Consider the following 17128-nt stretch of genomic DNA (forward strand, 5'->3'; position numbering starts at 1 on the left):
GACATCGTGAAATGGCCTTTTCGACTGGGTCGTTACGAAGATGGCGGGTGCGGGTGTTGCGTCGTGACGGGGCGATGATCGAATGTCTGAGGGGGCGATGATGGACACAGTCCCGGGCTGGACGGATGAACGCGTCGCGCTGTTGCGCCGCCTCTGGGAAGAGGGTCTGAGCGCGAGCCAGATCGCGACGCAACTGACCGGCGTGACCCGCAACGCCGTGATCGGGAAGGTCCACCGCCTGGGGCTTTCGGGACGCGTGAAGAGCGCCGACACCGCGATCGCGGGGCGCAAGAAGGCGACCCGCGAGGCGGAGGTCGAGATCATCGTCGAGGAGGCGACGCTCCCGCCGCCGGTGGAACCGATCGTCGTCGAGGCGGTCGTCGCTGCCGCCACACTCGACGTCGCGCTGCCCGCCGATCCCGTCACCCTGGCGGTCTCGCGGCGGGTGACGATCATGGACCTGCGGGAAGCGATGTGCCGCTGGCCGATGGGGGACCCGACCTCGACGGACTTCTACTATTGCGGCGACCGGGCGATCACCGGCCTGCCCTATTGCACCCATCACGCCGAGATCGCCTATCAGCCGGCGACCGAGCGCAAACGCGACCGCCGGGCCGGCGGATTCCGCTGATCCCTCACGGCCGGCTCGCGGCCGGGCGGCGGATGTCGCGGTCGGGACGGCGATACCGCGCGTGGCGGCCTCACGCGTCGACGGCGAAGGTCTCGTCGAACGAATAGCCTGAGCCGCGAACGGTGCGGATGGGATCGGACTGGGTCGTGCGGTTGATGGCCTTGCGCAGGCGGCCGACGTGGACGTCGACGGTGCGCTCGTCGATGTAGACGTCGTGACCCCAGACGCCGTCCAGGAGCTGTTCGCGCGAGAACACCCGGCCGGGGCTCTGCATCAGGAATTCGAGCAGCTTGAACTCGGTGGGCCCGAGGTGGATCTCGCGGCCCTGACGGCGGATGCGGTGGCTGACCCGGTCGAGCTCGATGTCGCCGGCGATGAGCAGGCTCGCCACATGCGCCGGCTTGGCGCGCCGCAGCAGCGCCCGCACCCGCGCCAGCAGTTCGGGCACCGAGAACGGCTTGACAATATAATCGTCCGCCCCCGTGCCGAGACCGCGGATCCGGTCGCCCTCCTCGCCGCGGGCCGTGAGCATGATGACGGGCAGGGTCTCGCTCTCGCGGCGCGCACGGATGCGGCGGCAGAGCTCGATCCCCGACAGGCCGGGCAGCATCCAGTCGAGCAGCACCAGGTCGGGAAGCTGTTCCTGCAGGCGCAGGTCCGCCTCGTCGCCGCGGGCGGCCGCGTCGACGGTGAACCCCTCCGCCTCGAGGTTGTAGCGGAGGAGGAGGGTAAGGGCCTCCTCGTCCTCGACGATCAGGATACGCGTACTCATGGGCTTTGTCTGGGATGTCCCTGCCGGGGGCTTCAGGCGCCGGTCGGCGGCTCCACCATGGCGTAGTTCGACGCGTCGTTCTTCGGGCGATCGGTGGGAAGGTTCTCACCGGTGACGAGGTAATGGATCGTCTCGGCGATGTTGGTAGTGTGGTCGCCGATCCGCTCGATGTTCTTGGCGCAGAACAACAGGTGCGTGCAGAACGAGATGTTGCGCGGGTCTTCCATCATGTAGGTCAAGAGCTCGCGGAACAGCGAATTGTAGAGGGCGTCGATGGCGCCGTCCCGCTCCCAGACGTCGTGCGCCGCCTTGATGTCGCGGCTGGAATAGGCGTCCAGCACGTCCTTGAGCTGCTCTTGGACGAGGTCGCCCATGTGCTGCATGCCCACGACCACCTTCTGCGACTGGATCTCGCCGGCGATGGCGATGACGCGCTTGGCGACGTTCTTGGCCAGATCGCCGATCCGCTCGAGATCGCTCGACACGCGGATCGCCGAGATGGTTTCGCGCAGGTCGATGGCCATCGGCTGGCGCCGCGCAATGAGCAGGATCGCCCGCTCCTCGATCTCGCGCTGCAGTACGTCGAGGCGCTGGTCTGCCGCGATGACCGTCTGGGCCAGGGTGGCGTCGCGCCGCACGAGGGCGTGGCCCGCCTCGTTCATCATCTTCTCGGCGATGCCGCCCATCTCGGAGATCGCGCGGCGCAGGTCCTCGAGGTCGGTGTCGTAGGAACTGACGATATGGTCGGGCATGATCGCACTCCTCGGGTCGGCGCCCCGGCGGGGAACGGCGAACGGGATCGGTCGGGAGGGTATTTCGCAGCGGACGAGGTCGGGCCCGATGCGATGTCTGAAGGGGACCGTCCGCCAGTCGAACGGCCTCAGCCGAAGCGGCCGGTGATGTAGTCCTGGGTCTGGCGTTTCTCGGGGTTCATGAAGATCCGGGTGGTGGGCCCGAATTCCACGAGTTCGCCGAGGTACATGAACGCCGTGAACTGCGAGATGCGGGCGGCCTGCTGCATGTTGTGCGTCACGATGACGATCGTGAACTCGGAGCGCAGCTGCTCGATCAGCTCCTCGATGCGTCCCGTCGAGATCGGGTCCAGCGCCGAGGTCGGCTCGTCGAACAGGATCACCTCCGGGCGCTGGGCGACGGTGCGGGCGATGCACAGGCGCTGCTGCTGGCCGCCGGAGAGGCCCATGCCGGACTGCTTGAGCTTGTCCTTGGCCTCGTCCCACAGGGCCGCCTTGCGCAGGGATTCCTCGACGCGGATGTCGAGATCGGCCTTGGACAAGCGCTCGTACAGGCGAAGGCCGAAGGCGACGTTGTCGTAGATCGACATCGGGAACGGCGTCGGTTTCTGGAACACCATGCCGATCTTCGAGCGCAGCTCGTTGAGGTCGATCTTCGGGTCGAGGATGTTGCGACCGTCGAGCATGATCTCGCCCTCGGCCCGCTGCTCGGGATAGAGGCTGTAGATCCGGTTGAAGGTGCGCAGCAACGTCGACTTGCCGCAGCCCGACGGGCCGATCAGCGCCGTCACCTGCCGGTCGTGGAAGTTGAGGTTGACCGACTTCAGGCCGTGGAAGTTGCCGTAATAGAAGTTGAGATCCTTCACGGCGATGCGGATCGGGGCGTTCTCGTCCGCCTTGTGGCGCCCGGTCAGTTGGGCGGCTTGGATCGCGGGCTCGGCGCTCATCGTGGGTTCGTCCTTGTCGAGACGGAAGAGGAAGGGACCGGATCGGCGCGCTGTCAGCGCGCGCGATCGCTCTTGATGACGAAGCGGGCCACGATCGACAGGGCGAGGATCGTGACGGTGATGAGGAGCGCCCCGGCCCAGGCCAGCTGCTGCCAGTTCGGATAGGGAGACAGCGCGAACTGGTAGATCATCACCGGAAGGTTGGGGATGCCGCCCATCAGGTTGGCCGAAAACCAGCTGTTGTTGTTCAGCGCCGTGAACAGCAGCGGTGCCGTCTCGCCCGCGATCCGGGCCAGGGCCAGGATGATGCCGGTGACGATGCCCGCGCTCGCCGCGCGCCAGGTGATCGCCTTGATCACGATGGAGGGCGGAGCGCCCAGCGCCGCGCCCGCCTCGCGCAGGGTGGAGGGGACGAGGCGCAGCATGTCCTCGGTGGTGCGCACGATGACCGGGGTGGCGATGATGGCGAGTGCCACGCCGCCGGCCCAGCCCGAGTAGCTGCCCATCGGCTTGACCATCAGCGTGTAGACGAAGAGGCCGATCAGGATCGAGGGCGCCGAGAGCAGGATGTCGTTCAGGAAGCGGATGATGTCCGCGAGCTTCGAGTTGCGGCCGTACTCCGCCAGGTAGGTTCCCGCGAGCACGCCAATCGGCGTGGCGATGACGATGCCGATCAGGGTCAGCACGAGGCTGCCGAGGATGGCGTTGGCGATGCCGCCGCCCTCGGAGCCCGGTCCGGGGGTCGGCTCGGTGAACAGCAGCGGGGAGAAGCCCTTCACCCCCTCGACGATGAGCATGAGCAGGATCGAGCCGAGCACGACGATCCCGATCCCCGTGGCGATGGTGCTCGCCACGATGAGGACCTTGTCGGCGATCCGCCGGCCGGACCGGACACGGCTGCCGGTGGTCGGTGCGGCCGCCCGTTGCGGGGGCACGGTGGGGTGAGTGGCAGAGGCCATGGGTGCGGTTTCCCTGCTCTCAGGCGACCTTCACGCGCCTGACGAGCAGGCGGGCGATGATCAGGACGATGAAGGTGACGACGAAGAGGATGCAGCCCAGCGCCATCAGCGCGTTCAGCTGCATGCCGTCGGCCTCGTTGAACTCGTTGGCGATGCGCGAGGCGATGGTCGAGCCCGGATCGAAGATCGAGGCCGACAGCCGGTTGGCGTTGCCGATGACGAAGGTCACCGCCATGGTCTCGCCGAGCGCGCGGCCGAGGCCGAGCATGATCGCGCCGATGATCGAGACCGAGGCCTGCGGCACCAGCACGTGCCGGACCACCTCCCAGGTGGTGCAGCCGATGCCGTAGGCGCTCTCGCGCAGGACCGTGGGGATCTGGTCGAGCATGTCGCGGGTGATCGAGGCCACGAACGGCACGATCATGATGGCCAGGATGATGCCCGCGGTGAGGATGCCGACGCCGGAGGGGACGCGGGCGTAGAACAGGGTGCCGACGATCGGCATGCCCTCGACCACGTTCGACACGGGAATCTGCACGAACTGCGCGAACAGCGGAGCGAAGATGAAGAGCCCCCACATGCCGTAGATGATGCTCGGCACCGAGGCCAGGAGCTCGATGGTCATCGAGACGGGCTTGCGCGCCCAGCCGGGGCAGAGCTGGGTGAGGTAGATCGCGATCCCCAGCGAGAGCGGCACGCCGATGATCAGGGCGAGAAAGGCCGATGCGACCGTGCCGATGATGGCGACGAAGGCGCCGTACTGCTCCTGGCCGATGTTCCAGGCGCTCGACGTGATGAAGCCGGGGCCGAACTCGCGGAAGGCCGGCCAGCCGCCGTAGGCGATCGAGGCCAGGATGCCGGCGAGGAAGAGGAGCACGAGCAGGGCGGAGGCGTAGGACGCGACCCGGAAGATCGTGTCGCCGAGGCCACCGGGCGTCTTACGGGCCGGGGCATCCCCGCTGCTGCGGGCCATGGCGATCTGTTCAGTCAAGGCGGCCATCCGAGTGTCTTCTCTTCAACGCGGTCTCGTACCGTGCGGCAGGGTGCGAGGCGAGGGGCGGCTCGTCTTGCGGATGAGAATGGGGCCGCCGCGGCGGCGGCCCCTGGGTCGGCGGCAGCCTTAGAAGACCGGCTTGCCGTCCTTGCCCTTGATCTCCTTCCACTCGGTCTTGACGAGGGAGACCACGTTGTCGGGCAGCGGGACGTAGTCGAGGTCGGCGGCGAGCTTGTCGCCGTTCTTGTAGGCCCAGTCGAAGAACTTGAGCACTTCGGCGGTCTTGGCCGGGTCGACCGGGTCCTTGTAGACGAGGACGAAGGTCGCCGCGGTGATCGGCCAGGAATCGTCGCCGCCCTGGTTTGTCAGCGCGATGCCGAAGCCGGGCGCCGACTTCCAGTCGGCGCTGGCGGCGGCCGCCTGGAACGACTTGTCGTCCGGCACGGGGAACTTGCCGGCCTTATTCTGGATCAGCGCGTAGCTGAGCTTGTTCTGCTTGGCGTAGGCCGATTCAACGTAGCCGATCGAGTTGGCGACCTGCTTGACGGTGGCGGTGACGCCTTCGTTGCCCTTGCCGCCCTGTCCGGCCGGCCAGGAGATGGTCGTGGCCGTACCGAACTCCTTCTTCCAGGTCTCGGATGCGGAGGAGAGGTAGGTCGTGAAGATGTTGGTCGTGCCCGAGGCGTCCGAGCGGTAGACGGGGGTGATCGGCGAGTCGGGGAGCTTCAGGCCCTCGTTGATCTTGGCGATCTTGGCGTCGCTCCACTTGGTGATCTTGTTGGCGTAGATGTCGGCGATGAGCTCGCCGGTCAGCTTGAGCTTGCCCGGCTCGACGCCGGCGATGTTCACGACGGTGACGACGCCGCCCATCACGGTGGGGAACTGCACGAGGCCGTCCTTGGCCAGGACTTCACCCTTCAAGGGCGCATCGGTGGCGCCGAAATCGACGGTCTTGGCCTGGATCTGCTTGATGCCGCCGCCCGAGCCGATCGACTGGTAGTTCAGGCCCGTGCCGGTGTCCTTACGGTAGGCTTCCGCCCACTTGGAATAGACCGGGAAAGGGAAGGTGGCGCCGGCACCGGTGATGTCGGCGGCCAGGGCAGGGGTCGCGAGCTGCGCGGCGGTGAGCCCGAGGGCGAGCGCATAGGTAACGGGTTTCATGGATCTCTCCGTCTTCGTTCGGCGGCCGATGCCGGATGCGGCACGATCCCCGAACCGTGCGGCGGCGCCCGAAGCGGGGCGCAGCGCGGTTCGGCGGCGTAGGGCCAGGACCGAGGCCGCTCTCCATCGCGGCTGGCGGACCGGTACCGCCTCGACAATGCCGGCCCTATGACGTTCCCATGACGGTGGGATGACAAGGGTGGGCAATCGGCTCCGACCAGGGCCGCCATCGGTGGACGGCGGCGTGCGATGGCACGGTTGGCGGGCTTCGTGCGTTGGTCGTCGGGTCGGTGCGTCGCGCGGCCGCGGACCGGCGTGCCGGTCCGACAGGGAGGGAGAAGGCCGTGGTGGACCGATCGAATGGGGTACCCGCGGACGGCTCACCGGAGGACGCGGCGTTCCTGGCCCTTCATGCGGAGCGCGAGAGGGTCGAACGCGATCTCGTCCTGGCGCAGCAGCGCCAGCGCTACGGCAGCGACACGGCGGACGTGGTGCAGGCCGGAGACGACGAGAAGAGCCTCCTGGCGCGGCTCGACCAGGTGCTCACGCAGCTGCGGGCCGCGGAGTACCGGCGACAGCCCGGCGCAAGGCGCTGGTAGGGAAGAAAACGATCAGGCAGCGCGGCGGCGGTCGCGCTCTTTATGGCGCAGCCGCAGAAGGAGGTCGACCTGCGTGTCGGTGATCGGCTGGGCCTCGCACAGATCCGCGTAGATCGTACGCAGCGCGACGCCGAGGTGGGCGCGGGTATGACCGGTCATGGTGGGCGGCGATTCGACCTGCACCGTGAGCTCGGGCTGGTTCGTGTCGTGTCCCTGGGTTGTCGTGCTGGCCATATCTTTCGATCCACCCCGCCGTTCCGAACGAATCGCTCGAACGGTCTGGGAGACCTAGCCTATGCGCGAACATAGTTAACGAAACGTTAATTTTTCGACGCGCGGGCGAAGGACTATTCAAGGGGTGCGGGCGTCAGGCGTCGGCCGCCTCGATCAGGCTGGCGGCGGCGGCGCGGGCCTCGTCGGTGACGGTGGCGCCCGCCAGCATCCGGGCGATCTCCTCGCGCCGCGCCGGTGCGGCCAGGGAGGCGACGCGGGTGGCGACCCGGTCGCTCCCCTTCACCGCATCCTTGGCGATGAGGAAATGGGTGCCCGCCCGCGCCGCCACCTGCGGCGCATGGGTGACCGCCACGACCTGGACGCGGGCCGCCAGACGCGACAGCCGCCCGCCGATGGCATCGGCCACGGCGCCGCCGACGCCGGTGTCGATCTCGTCGAAGATCAGGGTCGGGGCCGAGCCTTTGTCGGCGAGCACAACCTTGAGCGCGAGCATGAAGCGCGAAAGTTCGCCGCCCGAGGCCACCTTCATCATCGGCCCGGGCCGCGTCCCCGGGTTTGTCTGGGCCCAGAACTCGACCCGGTCGAACCCGCCGGCGTCGCGCGATTCGGGATCGGTCGCGATCTCGGTGATGAAGCGGGCCCGCTCCAGCTTGAGCGGCGGCAGTTCGGTCTTCACCGCCGCGTCGAGCTGCTTGGCCGCCCGCCGCCGCCCCTCGCTCAAGGCCGTGGCCGCCTTCACGTAATCCGCCTCGGCCTTGGCCAGGGTCGATTCGAGGCCGCCCAGCGCCTCTTCGCCGGCATCGATGGCGGCCACGTCCGCCTCGTAGCGGTCGCGCAGGGCGGCGAGGTCGTCGGCGGGGACGTCGTATTTGCGCGAGGCCGCGCGCAGGGCGAACAGGCGCTCCTCCACCCGTTCGAGTTCGCGCGGATCGAACTCGGCTTCGCGCACCGCCGCGTCGAGGACGTTGCGGGCCTCGTCGAGGGCGACGAGGGCTGCATCGAGGGCGGCGATGCAGGGATCGACCAGGGCGGGCAGCTGCGAGGCGCGCCGTTCGAGCTTGCGCAGGGCCGAGGACAGGTGGGGCACGCCGGAATGGGGGCCGCCGGCCGCATCCAGGGCCTCGTTGAGGTCGCGCGCCACCTTCTCGCTCTGCTGCATCGTGGTGCGGCGCTCGGCGAGCTGCGCCTCCTCGCCTGCTTGCGGATCGAGCTCGGCCAGTTCCCCCACGGCGTGGCGAAGGAAATCCGCCTCCTTGCGGGCGGCATCGATCCGGGCGCGGTGTTCGGTGAGGGCGGTCCTGGCCACCCGGACGGCCTTGGCCCTGTCGGCGACCCGGCCGACCTGGGGGGTGAGGCCGCCGAAGGCATCGAGGATGGTGCGGTGGGTGGATGGGTCGGCCAGCGCGCGGTCGTCGTGCTGCCCGTGGATCTCCACGAGGGACGCCCCCACCGCCCGCAGCACCTGGACGCCGACGGGCTGGTCGTTGACGAAGGCGCGGGTCCGGCCGTCGGCCATCTGCACGCGACGCAGGATGAGATCGCCCTCGGTATCGAGGTCGGCCTCGGCAGCGATGCGCCGGGCGGGGTGGTCGAGGCCGACGTCGAACACGGCGGTGACGCCGCCTTGGCCCTCGCCGTGGCGCACGAGGCGGCCGTCGCCGCGCCCGCCCAGCGCCAGGGCGAAGGCATCGAGCAGGATCGACTTGCCCGCGCCGGTTTCGCCGGTCAGGACCGACAGGCCCTCGCGAAAGCTCAGCTCGAGCCGGTCGATCAGGACGATGTCGCGGATCGCAAGCTGGATCAGCATGCCGCGTGTCGGGCCTTGGCTTGAGGGCGTCTGGCCTGGTCTCCAAGCCCCATTCCGCGACGTGTCACACGGGTTCTCGCGGCGCCGACGAACGGGCGACGCCGCCCGCAGGACTGCGCCCTCGCTCCCGGGACGCTACTGCGCCTCGGCGGTCCGGCCGATCACGGAACGGTAGACCTTGCTCAGCCAGGACGACTTCTCCTCGCGGGGCTCGAGGCCACCGCTCTGGAGGAGGGCGAAGGCGTCCTTGTACCAGGGGCTGTCAGGGAAGTTGTGGCCGAGCACGGCGGCCGCGGTCTGGGCCTCGGCGGTGATGCCGAGCGCCATGTAGGCCTCCACGAGACGCTCGAGGGCCTCTTCCGCGTGGCGGGTCGTCTGGTACTTGCTGACGACGTCGCGGAACCGGTTGATGGCCGCGGGGAAGTTGCGGCGCTCCAGGTAGAAGCGACCGACTTCCATCTCCTTGCCGGCGAGCTGGTCGCGGGTGATCTGGATCTTGGCCTTGGCGTCGGCCGCGTATTCGGAGGTCGGATACTTCTGGACGAGTTCCTGCAGGCCGTTGAGCGCTTTCTCGGCGCGCTCCTGGTCACGTGAGACGTCGGGGATCTGCTTGTAGTGCGACATCGCCATCAGGTACTGGGCGTAGGCCGCGTCCTTGCTGGCCGGATGACGCTTGATGTAGCGCTGCGAGGCGATGATCGCGTCCTCGTACTTCTGGCCCTCGTAATTGGCGTAGGCCGTCATCAGGAGCGCTTTGCGCGACCACTCCGAGTACGAATACTGCTTGTCGAGATCGCCGAACTTCTTGGCGGCCGCCTCGAAGTCGCGGTCCTCCATCTTCGCCAGGCCTTCGCTGTAGAGCGTGTTGGCGGGAACATCCGGGATCACTTCCGGCTTGTACTTCTCGGCGAAGGGATTGATCGAATCGAGGGCGTCGCAGCCACCGAGGCCGAGGCCGCAGACGGCCAACAGGACGGCCGCCAGCTTCGAGCGGTTGAGATCAGCCAAGGCCATTCCGGTCATCCCCCAACCGACCCCGCCGTATTCGGCGCGCGTCGTCAGCCATGTCACGAGTCGTTTCGAGCGGAGCGGGCATGTTGCCCGGATCGTGGTGCGAGTCACCGGCGATCGCGGAACCGTTCACAGACGATGAACGTCTGACGGCAGAATTGGGCGCGAAAGCGGCAGCGGTACGACGCCTGCGATCGCAGCGCCCGGCGTGTCCGGAATGCTACAGGTCGCCGGCGAAGGCGGCGAGGCCGAGGCCGGTGCCGAATTCGGCGATGGCGGCTTCACGGCGGCTGCCGGCCGCTTCGAGGATCGCGTAGTTGGCGCGGTCGGAGAACAGCGCGTCGAGGATGGCGACGTTCATGCGATGCCCGCCGCAATAGGAGCGGTATCCGCCCTGGAGGGGCAGCCCGGCCAGGGCGAGGTCGCCGACGGCATCGAGGAACTTGTGGCGGACGAACTCGTCGGCGAACCGCAGTCCCTCGGGATTGACGACCGTGGTCTCGCCGACGGCCACGGTGTTCTCCAGCGATGCACCGAGGGCGAACCCGGCCTTCCAGTAACGCTCGACGTCGCGCATCATGCCGAAGGTGCGGGCCGGCGCGATCTCGCGGCGGTAGGAGGCGGGGGTCAGGTCCATGGCCTTGCGGCTGCGGCCGATCACCGGGCTCTCGAAATCGATCTCGACGTCGAGGCGGAAGCCCCGGTCGATGGGGCGCAGCTCGGCGAAGGCGCGGTCGACCTGGACGCGAACGGTGCGCAGTACCTTGATCCAGCGCCGCTTGGCGCCGCAGGAGACGAGGCCGACGGCGTCGATCGCCTTGACGAAAGGCGCCGCGCTCCCGTCGAGAATCGGCATCTCGGGCCCGTCGATCTCGACGAGGGCATTGTCGACGCCCACACCGTAGAGGGCGGACATCAGGTGCTCGATGGTGGCAACCGCCCCGCTCTCGACGTCGCCGATCACGGTGCAGAGTTCGGTGGCGGAGACGCAGGCGTGATGCGCCTGGATCAACCGGTCGTTACCGGTCTCGACGCCCGTCCGCAGGAAGGCGATCCCGTGGTTGGCCGGGGCGGGCCTGAGGGTGATCTCGACCGGTTTCCCGGAATGGACGCCGATCCCGCTGAGGGATGCCGGTGCCTTCAATGTCGTCTGTTGGTTCGATCGCATTCCATAGCCCTCGGCCGTGACCGGCTACCGCAGCGCCACATAAATGGCGCCGGCGAAGCCCTTCGATCCGTCCGCTGCTTGAAGCCCCTGCGAGCGCTGACGGCGAAACCGCCGCGCCCTCGTCATTCCAAATTTTCTATAGCCGGGGCACCGAAGGCGTCCAAATCACGGTTTCTTACGCTCTGTTACAGACACGCTTTTGCGACGTGATCCTGATCCTGTTTCTTTATCAACGCCTTAACACATGGGCAGACCCGGGATCCTGAGATCCCGGGTCTGTTGCAGAAAAGTCTCAAGGCAGACGGGTCTGACCGTCAGTTGGCCTGGCGCCGGAGGAAGGCGGGGATCTCGAGCTGGTCGTCGTCCATCATCCGGCCTTGCGGCAGTGCACGCCCCTGCGGGTCGAGCTGGCCCTGGGGAGCCCGATACTGGGGCACCTGGGCGGCGGCCAGACGCCTGGCGTGCTCCGCCTGGGCCGCCACGTGGGCGGCGGTCTGCGAGGGTGCGGCCGGCGCACGGACCGGGGCGGGCGGTGCCGCCTCGGTCTCCTCGCGGCGACCGCCGAAGCCGACGGTGGCGAGGCGGCGCAGGAGCGTCATGCGCTTGTTGTCGGCGGGCTGCTCGTGAGCGTCCTCGCCCTGCTTGGCGCGGATCTGGGCCTGGGCCGGCATCGGCAGGTCCTGGATCTGCGGCATGCGCGGGGCGCGGGCGACCGGCACCGCCGGGCGCGGCGGCATGTAGGGGCCGGCGGCCGGCATCGGAGCCGGCTCGGGGGCCGGGGCCGGGGCCGGCTCGTAGGCCACCGCGGCCCGTGGCTGGGTCTGGGTCAGCACCACCTCGTCGCGCACGGCCAGGGCAGCCGGCGCCTCGAAGCGGATGGGCTCGGGCTTGGGGGCCACGGGCTGCTCGACGGGCGCCGGCGCGACGGCGACCGGCGCTACGGGGAGGTCTTGTCCGGCGGGGCGAAAGGTCGGCGCGGGCTGGCTGGCCCGCGCCCTCGCTTCCGCCCGCAGACGCTCGGCCACCTCGGCGATGCGCTGCTCGGTCTGCAGGATCTCGGTGCTGCTCTGGCCGCCGTTGGCGGTGATCAGGGCTGGCTCGATACCCGTGGCCACCACCGACACGCGGATGATGCCGTCGAGGCTCTCGTCGAAGGTGGCGCCGAGGATGATGTTGGCGTCCGAATCCACCTCTTCGCGGATGCGGGTGGCGGCCTCGTCGAGCTCGTACAGGGTGAGGTCGTTGCCGCCGGTGATGGAGATGAGCAGGCCGCGCGCACCCTTCATCGACACGTCGTCGAGGAGCGGGTTGGCGATGGCCGCTTCGGCCGCGCGGTTGGCGCGGTTCTCGCCCGACGCTTCGCCGGTGCCCATCATCGCCTTGCCCATGCCGCGCATGATGGCGCGCACGTCGGCGAAGTCGAGGTTGATCAGGCCTTCCTTGACCATCAGGTCGGTGATGCAGGCGACGCCCGAGTAGAGCACCTGGTCGGCCATGGCGAAGGCGTCGGCGAAGGTGGTCTTCTCGTTGGCGACCCGGAACAGGTTCTGGTTCGGGATCACGATCAGGGTGTCGACGGCGGCCTGGAGCTCCTGGATTCCGGCCTCGGCCGTGCGCATCCGGCGCACGCCCTCGAACTGGAACGGCTTGGTGACGACGCCGACGGTGAGGATGCCCATGTCGCGCGCCGCCCGGGCGATGACGGGGGCGGCTCCGGTGCCGGTGCCGCCGCCCATGCCGGCGGTGATGAAGCACATGTGGGCGCCCGAGAGCTGGTCGCGGATCTCGTCGATGACCTCGTCGGCGGCGGCCGAGCCGACCTCCGGGTGCGAGCCGGCACCGAGGCCCTGCGTGACGTTGAGGCCCATCTGGATGACGCGCTCGGCCTTGGACGAGGTCAACGCCTGGGCGTCGGTGTTGGCCACGACGAACTCGCAGCCGAGCAGGCCCGATTCGATCATGTTGTTGACGGCGTTGCCGCCGGCTCCGCCGACACCGAAGACGGTGATGCGGGGCTTCAGTTCCCGGATGTCCGGCGCCTGCAGACTGATGGCCATGGTGATGAGCCTCTCGTGCCTTTCACGTTTCGGTTGACGCCCGGCCACGAAGACCAGCGCCGATTTGCTTGTGCCGGGCTTGCGGCGGCCCCTCGCGGGAGGGCACCGGCCGCCGGCCCGTCGTTCCTAGAAGCTCTCGCGGAGCCAGCGTCCGACGCGCGAGAGGTAGCCATCCGTTCCCGTCGCCGCGAAGGCACCCTGCCCGCGCGGCTCGAAATGCTCCGCATGCGCCACCTGCGGGTAGACCAGCAGGCCGACGGCGGCGGAAAAGGCCGGTCCCTTGGCCGCTTCCGGCAGGCCGCGGATCCCGAGGGGGCGGCCGATCCGGACCTGTCCCTGCATGATCCGGCGGGTCAGCTCGGGGAGGCCGACGAGCTGGCTGGCGCCGCCCGTCAGCACCACGCGGCGGCCGGCCTGGCTGGCGAAACCCGCGGCGCGGAGCCGGTCGCGCACGAGCTCGATCACTTCCTCGACGCGGGGACGGATGATCCGTACGAGTTGCGAGCGCGGCACGTGGGTGGGGGCGTCGCCCTCGTCCTCGCCGACCCCGTGGACCGCGATCATGTCGCGGTCGTCCGAGGCCGTGGAGATGCACGAGCCGTAGAGCGTCTTGAGGCGCTCGGCCGCCGCCACCCGAGTCGAGAGGCCGCGGGCGATGTCCATGGTGACGTGGTGACCGCCCACCGCGAGGGCGTCGACATGGACGAGGTGGCCGCCCGAGAAGACGCCGACGGTGGTGGTGCCGCCGCCCATGTCGACGACGCAGACCCCCATCTCGGCCTCGTCGTCGACGAGCGCCGAGAGGCCGGCGGCGTAGGGTGTCGCGATCACCGCCTCGACGCCGAGGTGGCAGTGTTCCACCGCCAGCATGAGGTTGCGGGCCGCGGCGGCCTCGCTGGTGACGACGTGCAGGTCGACCCCGAGCGCGTCGCCGATCATGCCCGAGGGGTCGATCACCGCGCCCTGCCCGTCGAGGGAATAGCCGGTGGGCAGGGCGTGGAGCACGGCCCGGCCGGGGCTGACGCCGTGGGCGCTGGCCGTCTCCAGGGCGCGCTCGACGTCCGCCGCGGTGACGGAGCCGGTCCGGACCGGCACATGCGCATCGAAATGCTGGGAGCCGATGCGGCCGCCCGAGATGTTGACGATGACCGATTGCACCTCGACCTTGGCCATCCGCTCGGCGGCGTGGACCGCTTGGGCGATGGCTCCCTCGGCGGCCTCCAGGTCGACGATCGCGCCGCCCTTGAGGCCGTGCGAGCGCTGGTGGCCGATGCCGATGATGCGGGCGAGATGGGTGCGCCCGCGCAGGGTCGAGAGCGCCTCGGCCGGCTGGAGCTCGGCGATGAGGCACACGACCTTGCTCGTGCCGATGTCGAGGACCGACAGGGTGGCGCTGCGCCGCGCCGAGAGCGGTTTGAGGCGGGGCGTGAGTCCGTGATGCGCGTGCATGAGGCTTACCGGACCAGACTGACGGGGCGGGTGGGCGCGAGGCGCGCGGGGCGAATCGTGCGGCTCATGTGTCGGTGCCCTTGCCCTTGGGCTTCTTCTTCTGGGATTCGAGGCGGGTGGCGGCGGCTTCCTCGGTGAGGCGGACCACGACGCGGTCGGGCATGCGCAGGTCGATGGCGATGATGTCCTTCTCCAGCAGGCGGTTGGTGCGTTCGAGGCGGACCAGGCGGGACAGCGCCTCCCTGGCGCCGGTCTCGGGCAGGCGGATGTCGATGCCGTCGAGCTTGAGCGTCCAGCGCCGGCCCGAGACGTAGGTGCCGGCCTTGACGCGCTCGGCGAGGGGGCCGGCCGCCTCGATCAGGTCGAGGTAGTCCTTGAGGCGCAGGTTGGCGTCCTCGCCGACCACCAGGGGCAGGGTCGCGTAGCGGTCGTCCCGCATCTCGTCGATGACGGTGCCGTCGGCGGCGATGACCGAGAGCTCGCCGTTGCGCTGCCACAGGGCGGCGGGTTCGCGCTCGACCTGGGTGATGAGGATCTCGTTGGGATAGATCTTGCGCACGGAGACGCTGGCGATGAGCGGCACCTGCATCAGGCGCTCGCGCGCCTCCCTGACGTCGAGGAAGACCACCGACGAGCGCGCGTCGATGCCCGCCGCCTCCAGCACTTCGCTCTCGTAGAGCCGCGAGATGCCCGCAATGGTGACGCGCTCGACGCCGAAGCCGGCGATGCGGGCCAGGATGTCGAGGGGCCGGCCGTTCTCGGTGACGAAGGTGTCGTAGCGGCCGCTCGCGATGAAACCGGCGACGGCGAGGGTGCCGAAGGTGCAGGAGAGGGCGAGGGAACCGACGAGGCGCGGAAACCGCCGCCCGATCGGCGCGCCGATCCGCGGGCGCCGGGACGACGACGGCCGGGCCACGCCCGGCAGTGCCGCCGCGAGGCGCCCGCCCACCCCGGAGAGGCGCGCGAGGACCCCGCCGTCGCCGGCCGGGCCGGCGCCGCTCAGCGGCCCAAGGTTGCGTCCTCCACCATCCATCGGACGAGCTCACCGAATGTTAGGCCCGCATGGGCCGCGATCTCGGGCACAAGGCTCGTCTGGGTCATGCCGGGTTGCGTGTTGACCTCCAGCACGACGAGGGCACCGGTTCCACCCGGTGTGTCGTCGTAGCGAAGATCGGCACGGCTGACGCCCCGACAGCCCAGTGCTTGATGCGCCGTTAACGACAACTCTTGGACACGCTGGTAAACATTTGGTTTAAGTTCGGCCGGCAGGACGTGGATCGACCCCCCCGCGGCGTACTTGGCATCGTAGTCGTACCACTCGCCCGAGGCGGGCTTGATCTCGATGACTCCGAGCGCCCGGTCGCCCATCACGGCACAGGTGAGCTCGCGGCCCGCAACGTAAGTCTCCGCAAGGACTTGGTCGCCATAGACCCACTCGTCCGACGCCAGGATCTGGGGCGGATGCGAGCGCCCGTCGCGCACGATGATGACGCCCATCGAGGAGCCTTCGGCGATCGGTTTGAGGACGTAGGGCGGCGGCAGCACGTGTGACTTTGCGGCATCATGGCGATCGACGACGCAACCGTCCGGCACGCTGACCCCGGCCGCCTTCATGATCGTTTTGGCACGTTCCTTATGCATGGCGAGCGCCGAGGCGAGGACGCCCGAGTGCGTGTAGGGAATCTTCAAGATCTCCAGGAGCCCCTGGATCGTGCCGTCCTCGCCGGCCGGGCCGTGCAGGGCATTGAAGGCGACGTCGGGCTTCAAGTCGGTCAGCACGGTGGCGATGTCCGGCCCGACATCGACCTGGGTCACGGTGAACCCCTCCCCTTCGAGCGCCCGGGCGCAGGCGGTGCCGGAATTGAGCGAGACCTCGCGCTCGGAGGACCACCCGCCCATGAGGACGGCGACGTGCTTGGACATGGGGACTCCTGAAACTTTCGCGAAATGGGTTTCGTCGTCACGCGGGCCTTGGTGGTCCGATCCTGTCGCGGATCGCGTCGAACACCGCTTCGGCCACCACCGGGGACAATGTGCCGATCCGTTTGAGGATGCGGAGCGGTTCGATGCAGGCCAGCTTGACGGGCCTGACGACCGAAGGGGCCGAGAGACCGGCGGCGGCGAGATCGTCGATCGCCTGATCGCCCCCCATCGCCGGGTTGTTCGCACTGGTGATCATGGCGATCCAGACGAACCCCGCCTCTGCGACGGCCTGGCCCGAGACGACGACGGCCGGGCGGCGCTTTTCGGCGAGGCGGTCGGAGCAGGGAAACGGTACGACCACCACGGTCCCCGCCGAAAACGGGACTTCGCTCGGATCCTCAGAGATTGCCATAGGCGTCTTCGTCGGCGGCCCCCGCCCATTCCGTGAAGGTCACGAAAGGATCTTCACCCTCGGGCCGGGCCTTTTCGATACGAATGCCGTCCGGCGTGATCACGTAACGGAGGCGGTCGCCGGGGCCGATGCCGAGGCGTTCGCGCACTTCGGCCGGCAGCACGGTCTGACTCTTCACGGAGACCTTCGAATAGATCGTCAAGACGTCCTGTCCCGCCATCGGCCCCTCGCGTCGGATGACTTACGTCTTAC

Annotated in this window: 18 protein-coding genes; 2 read left to right on the plus strand and 16 right to left on the minus strand. The window is 68.9% G+C overall.

Going from position 1 to position 17128, the window contains the following annotated elements:
• Window positions 1-97: 97 nt before the first annotated feature.
• Entirely contained in the window at window positions 98-631 is a 534-nt protein-coding gene (locus ASG40_RS19680; RefSeq protein ID WP_055889680.1) for a GcrA family cell cycle regulator, read from the plus strand.
• Between the two features lie 70 nt (window positions 632-701).
• Here the strand turns inward: ASG40_RS19680 and phoB are convergent, their stop codons facing one another.
• The 6 genes from phoB to pstS form a co-directional block, all read right to left on the minus strand.
• Entirely contained in the window at window positions 702-1403 is a 702-nt protein-coding gene (phoB, locus tag ASG40_RS19685) for a phosphate regulon transcriptional regulator PhoB (RefSeq protein WP_055889682.1), read from the minus strand.
• A gap of 32 nt (window positions 1404-1435) precedes the next feature.
• Complete coding sequence (gene phoU / locus ASG40_RS19690) at window positions 1436-2155, minus strand: phosphate signaling complex protein PhoU (protein ID WP_055889685.1); 720 nt, start codon at window positions 2153-2155, stop codon at window positions 1436-1438.
• Between the two features lie 128 nt (window positions 2156-2283).
• Window positions 2284-3102: a phosphate ABC transporter ATP-binding protein PstB gene (gene pstB, locus ASG40_RS19695; RefSeq protein ID WP_055889688.1), complete on the minus strand. Its 819-nt coding sequence runs from the start codon at window positions 3100-3102 to the stop codon at window positions 2284-2286.
• A 53-nt stretch (window positions 3103-3155) separates the two neighbouring features.
• Entirely contained in the window at window positions 3156-4061 is a 906-nt protein-coding gene (gene pstA, locus ASG40_RS19700; protein WP_055889690.1) for a phosphate ABC transporter permease PstA, read from the minus strand.
• Between the two features lie 19 nt (window positions 4062-4080).
• Window positions 4081-5061, minus strand: a complete 981-nt coding sequence (gene pstC, locus ASG40_RS19705) for a phosphate ABC transporter permease subunit PstC (RefSeq protein WP_055889693.1) — start codon at window positions 5059-5061, stop codon at window positions 4081-4083.
• 120 nt (window positions 5062-5181) lie between these two features.
• A complete protein-coding gene (gene pstS / locus ASG40_RS19710) occupies window positions 5182-6216 on the minus strand; it encodes a phosphate ABC transporter substrate-binding protein PstS (protein ID WP_055889695.1) in 1035 nt (344 codons plus the stop codon).
• A gap of 347 nt (window positions 6217-6563) precedes the next feature.
• On the opposite strand from pstS, the gene ASG40_RS19715 reads away from it, so the two are divergent.
• On the plus strand, window positions 6564-6815 hold the full coding sequence (locus tag ASG40_RS19715; protein WP_200944286.1) for a hypothetical protein: 252 nt from the start codon (window positions 6564-6566) through the stop codon (window positions 6813-6815).
• Between the two features lie 12 nt (window positions 6816-6827).
• On the opposite strand, the gene ASG40_RS19720 is transcribed toward ASG40_RS19715, so the two are convergent.
• The 10 genes from ASG40_RS19720 to ASG40_RS19765 form a co-directional block, all read right to left on the minus strand.
• Complete coding sequence (locus tag ASG40_RS19720; RefSeq protein WP_055889698.1) at window positions 6828-7049, minus strand: hypothetical protein; 222 nt, start codon at window positions 7047-7049, stop codon at window positions 6828-6830.
• Between the two features lie 133 nt (window positions 7050-7182).
• Window positions 7183-8856 (minus strand): DNA repair protein RecN, encoded by a 1674-nt coding sequence (gene recN, locus ASG40_RS19725; RefSeq protein WP_055889699.1) that lies wholly within the window; start codon window positions 8854-8856, stop codon window positions 7183-7185.
• A gap of 135 nt (window positions 8857-8991) precedes the next feature.
• The gene (locus ASG40_RS19730; protein WP_055889925.1) at window positions 8992-9870 is read right to left on the minus strand and encodes an outer membrane protein assembly factor BamD; all 879 of its coding nucleotides are present in this window, start codon (window positions 9868-9870) and stop codon (window positions 8992-8994) included.
• A 217-nt stretch (window positions 9871-10087) separates the two neighbouring features.
• The gene (gene lpxC, locus ASG40_RS19735; RefSeq protein ID WP_055889702.1) at window positions 10088-11035 is read right to left on the minus strand and encodes a UDP-3-O-acyl-N-acetylglucosamine deacetylase; all 948 of its coding nucleotides are present in this window, start codon (window positions 11033-11035) and stop codon (window positions 10088-10090) included.
• A 314-nt stretch (window positions 11036-11349) separates the two neighbouring features.
• Window positions 11350-13092, minus strand: a complete 1743-nt coding sequence (gene ftsZ, locus ASG40_RS19740; protein ID WP_055889705.1) for a cell division protein FtsZ — start codon at window positions 13090-13092, stop codon at window positions 11350-11352.
• Between the two features lie 126 nt (window positions 13093-13218).
• Window positions 13219-14541, minus strand: a complete 1323-nt coding sequence (gene ftsA, locus ASG40_RS19745; protein ID WP_055889707.1) for a cell division protein FtsA — start codon at window positions 14539-14541, stop codon at window positions 13219-13221.
• A 64-nt stretch (window positions 14542-14605) separates the two neighbouring features.
• Window positions 14606-15574, minus strand: coding sequence for a cell division protein FtsQ/DivIB (locus ASG40_RS19750; RefSeq protein ID WP_055889710.1), 969 nt, complete (start codon window positions 15572-15574; stop codon window positions 14606-14608).
• Window positions 15541-16464: a D-alanine--D-alanine ligase gene (locus ASG40_RS19755; protein WP_055889717.1), complete on the minus strand. Its 924-nt coding sequence runs from the start codon at window positions 16462-16464 to the stop codon at window positions 15541-15543. Before ASG40_RS19755 ends, ASG40_RS19750 begins: the two co-directional genes overlap by 34 nt.
• 37 nt (window positions 16465-16501) lie before the next feature.
• Window positions 16502-16876: a type II toxin-antitoxin system PemK/MazF family toxin gene (locus tag ASG40_RS19760; protein WP_055889722.1), complete on the minus strand. Its 375-nt coding sequence runs from the start codon at window positions 16874-16876 to the stop codon at window positions 16502-16504.
• Window positions 16863-17078, minus strand: coding sequence for an AbrB/MazE/SpoVT family DNA-binding domain-containing protein (locus tag ASG40_RS19765; protein ID WP_244472465.1), 216 nt, complete (start codon window positions 17076-17078; stop codon window positions 16863-16865). The genes ASG40_RS19760 and ASG40_RS19765 overlap by 14 nt, the downstream gene beginning before the upstream one ends.
• Between the last annotated feature and the right edge of the window lie 50 nt (window positions 17079-17128).

Source organism: Methylobacterium sp. Leaf399 (assembly GCF_001424525.1).
Lineage (GTDB): Bacteria > Pseudomonadota > Alphaproteobacteria > Rhizobiales > Beijerinckiaceae > Methylobacterium.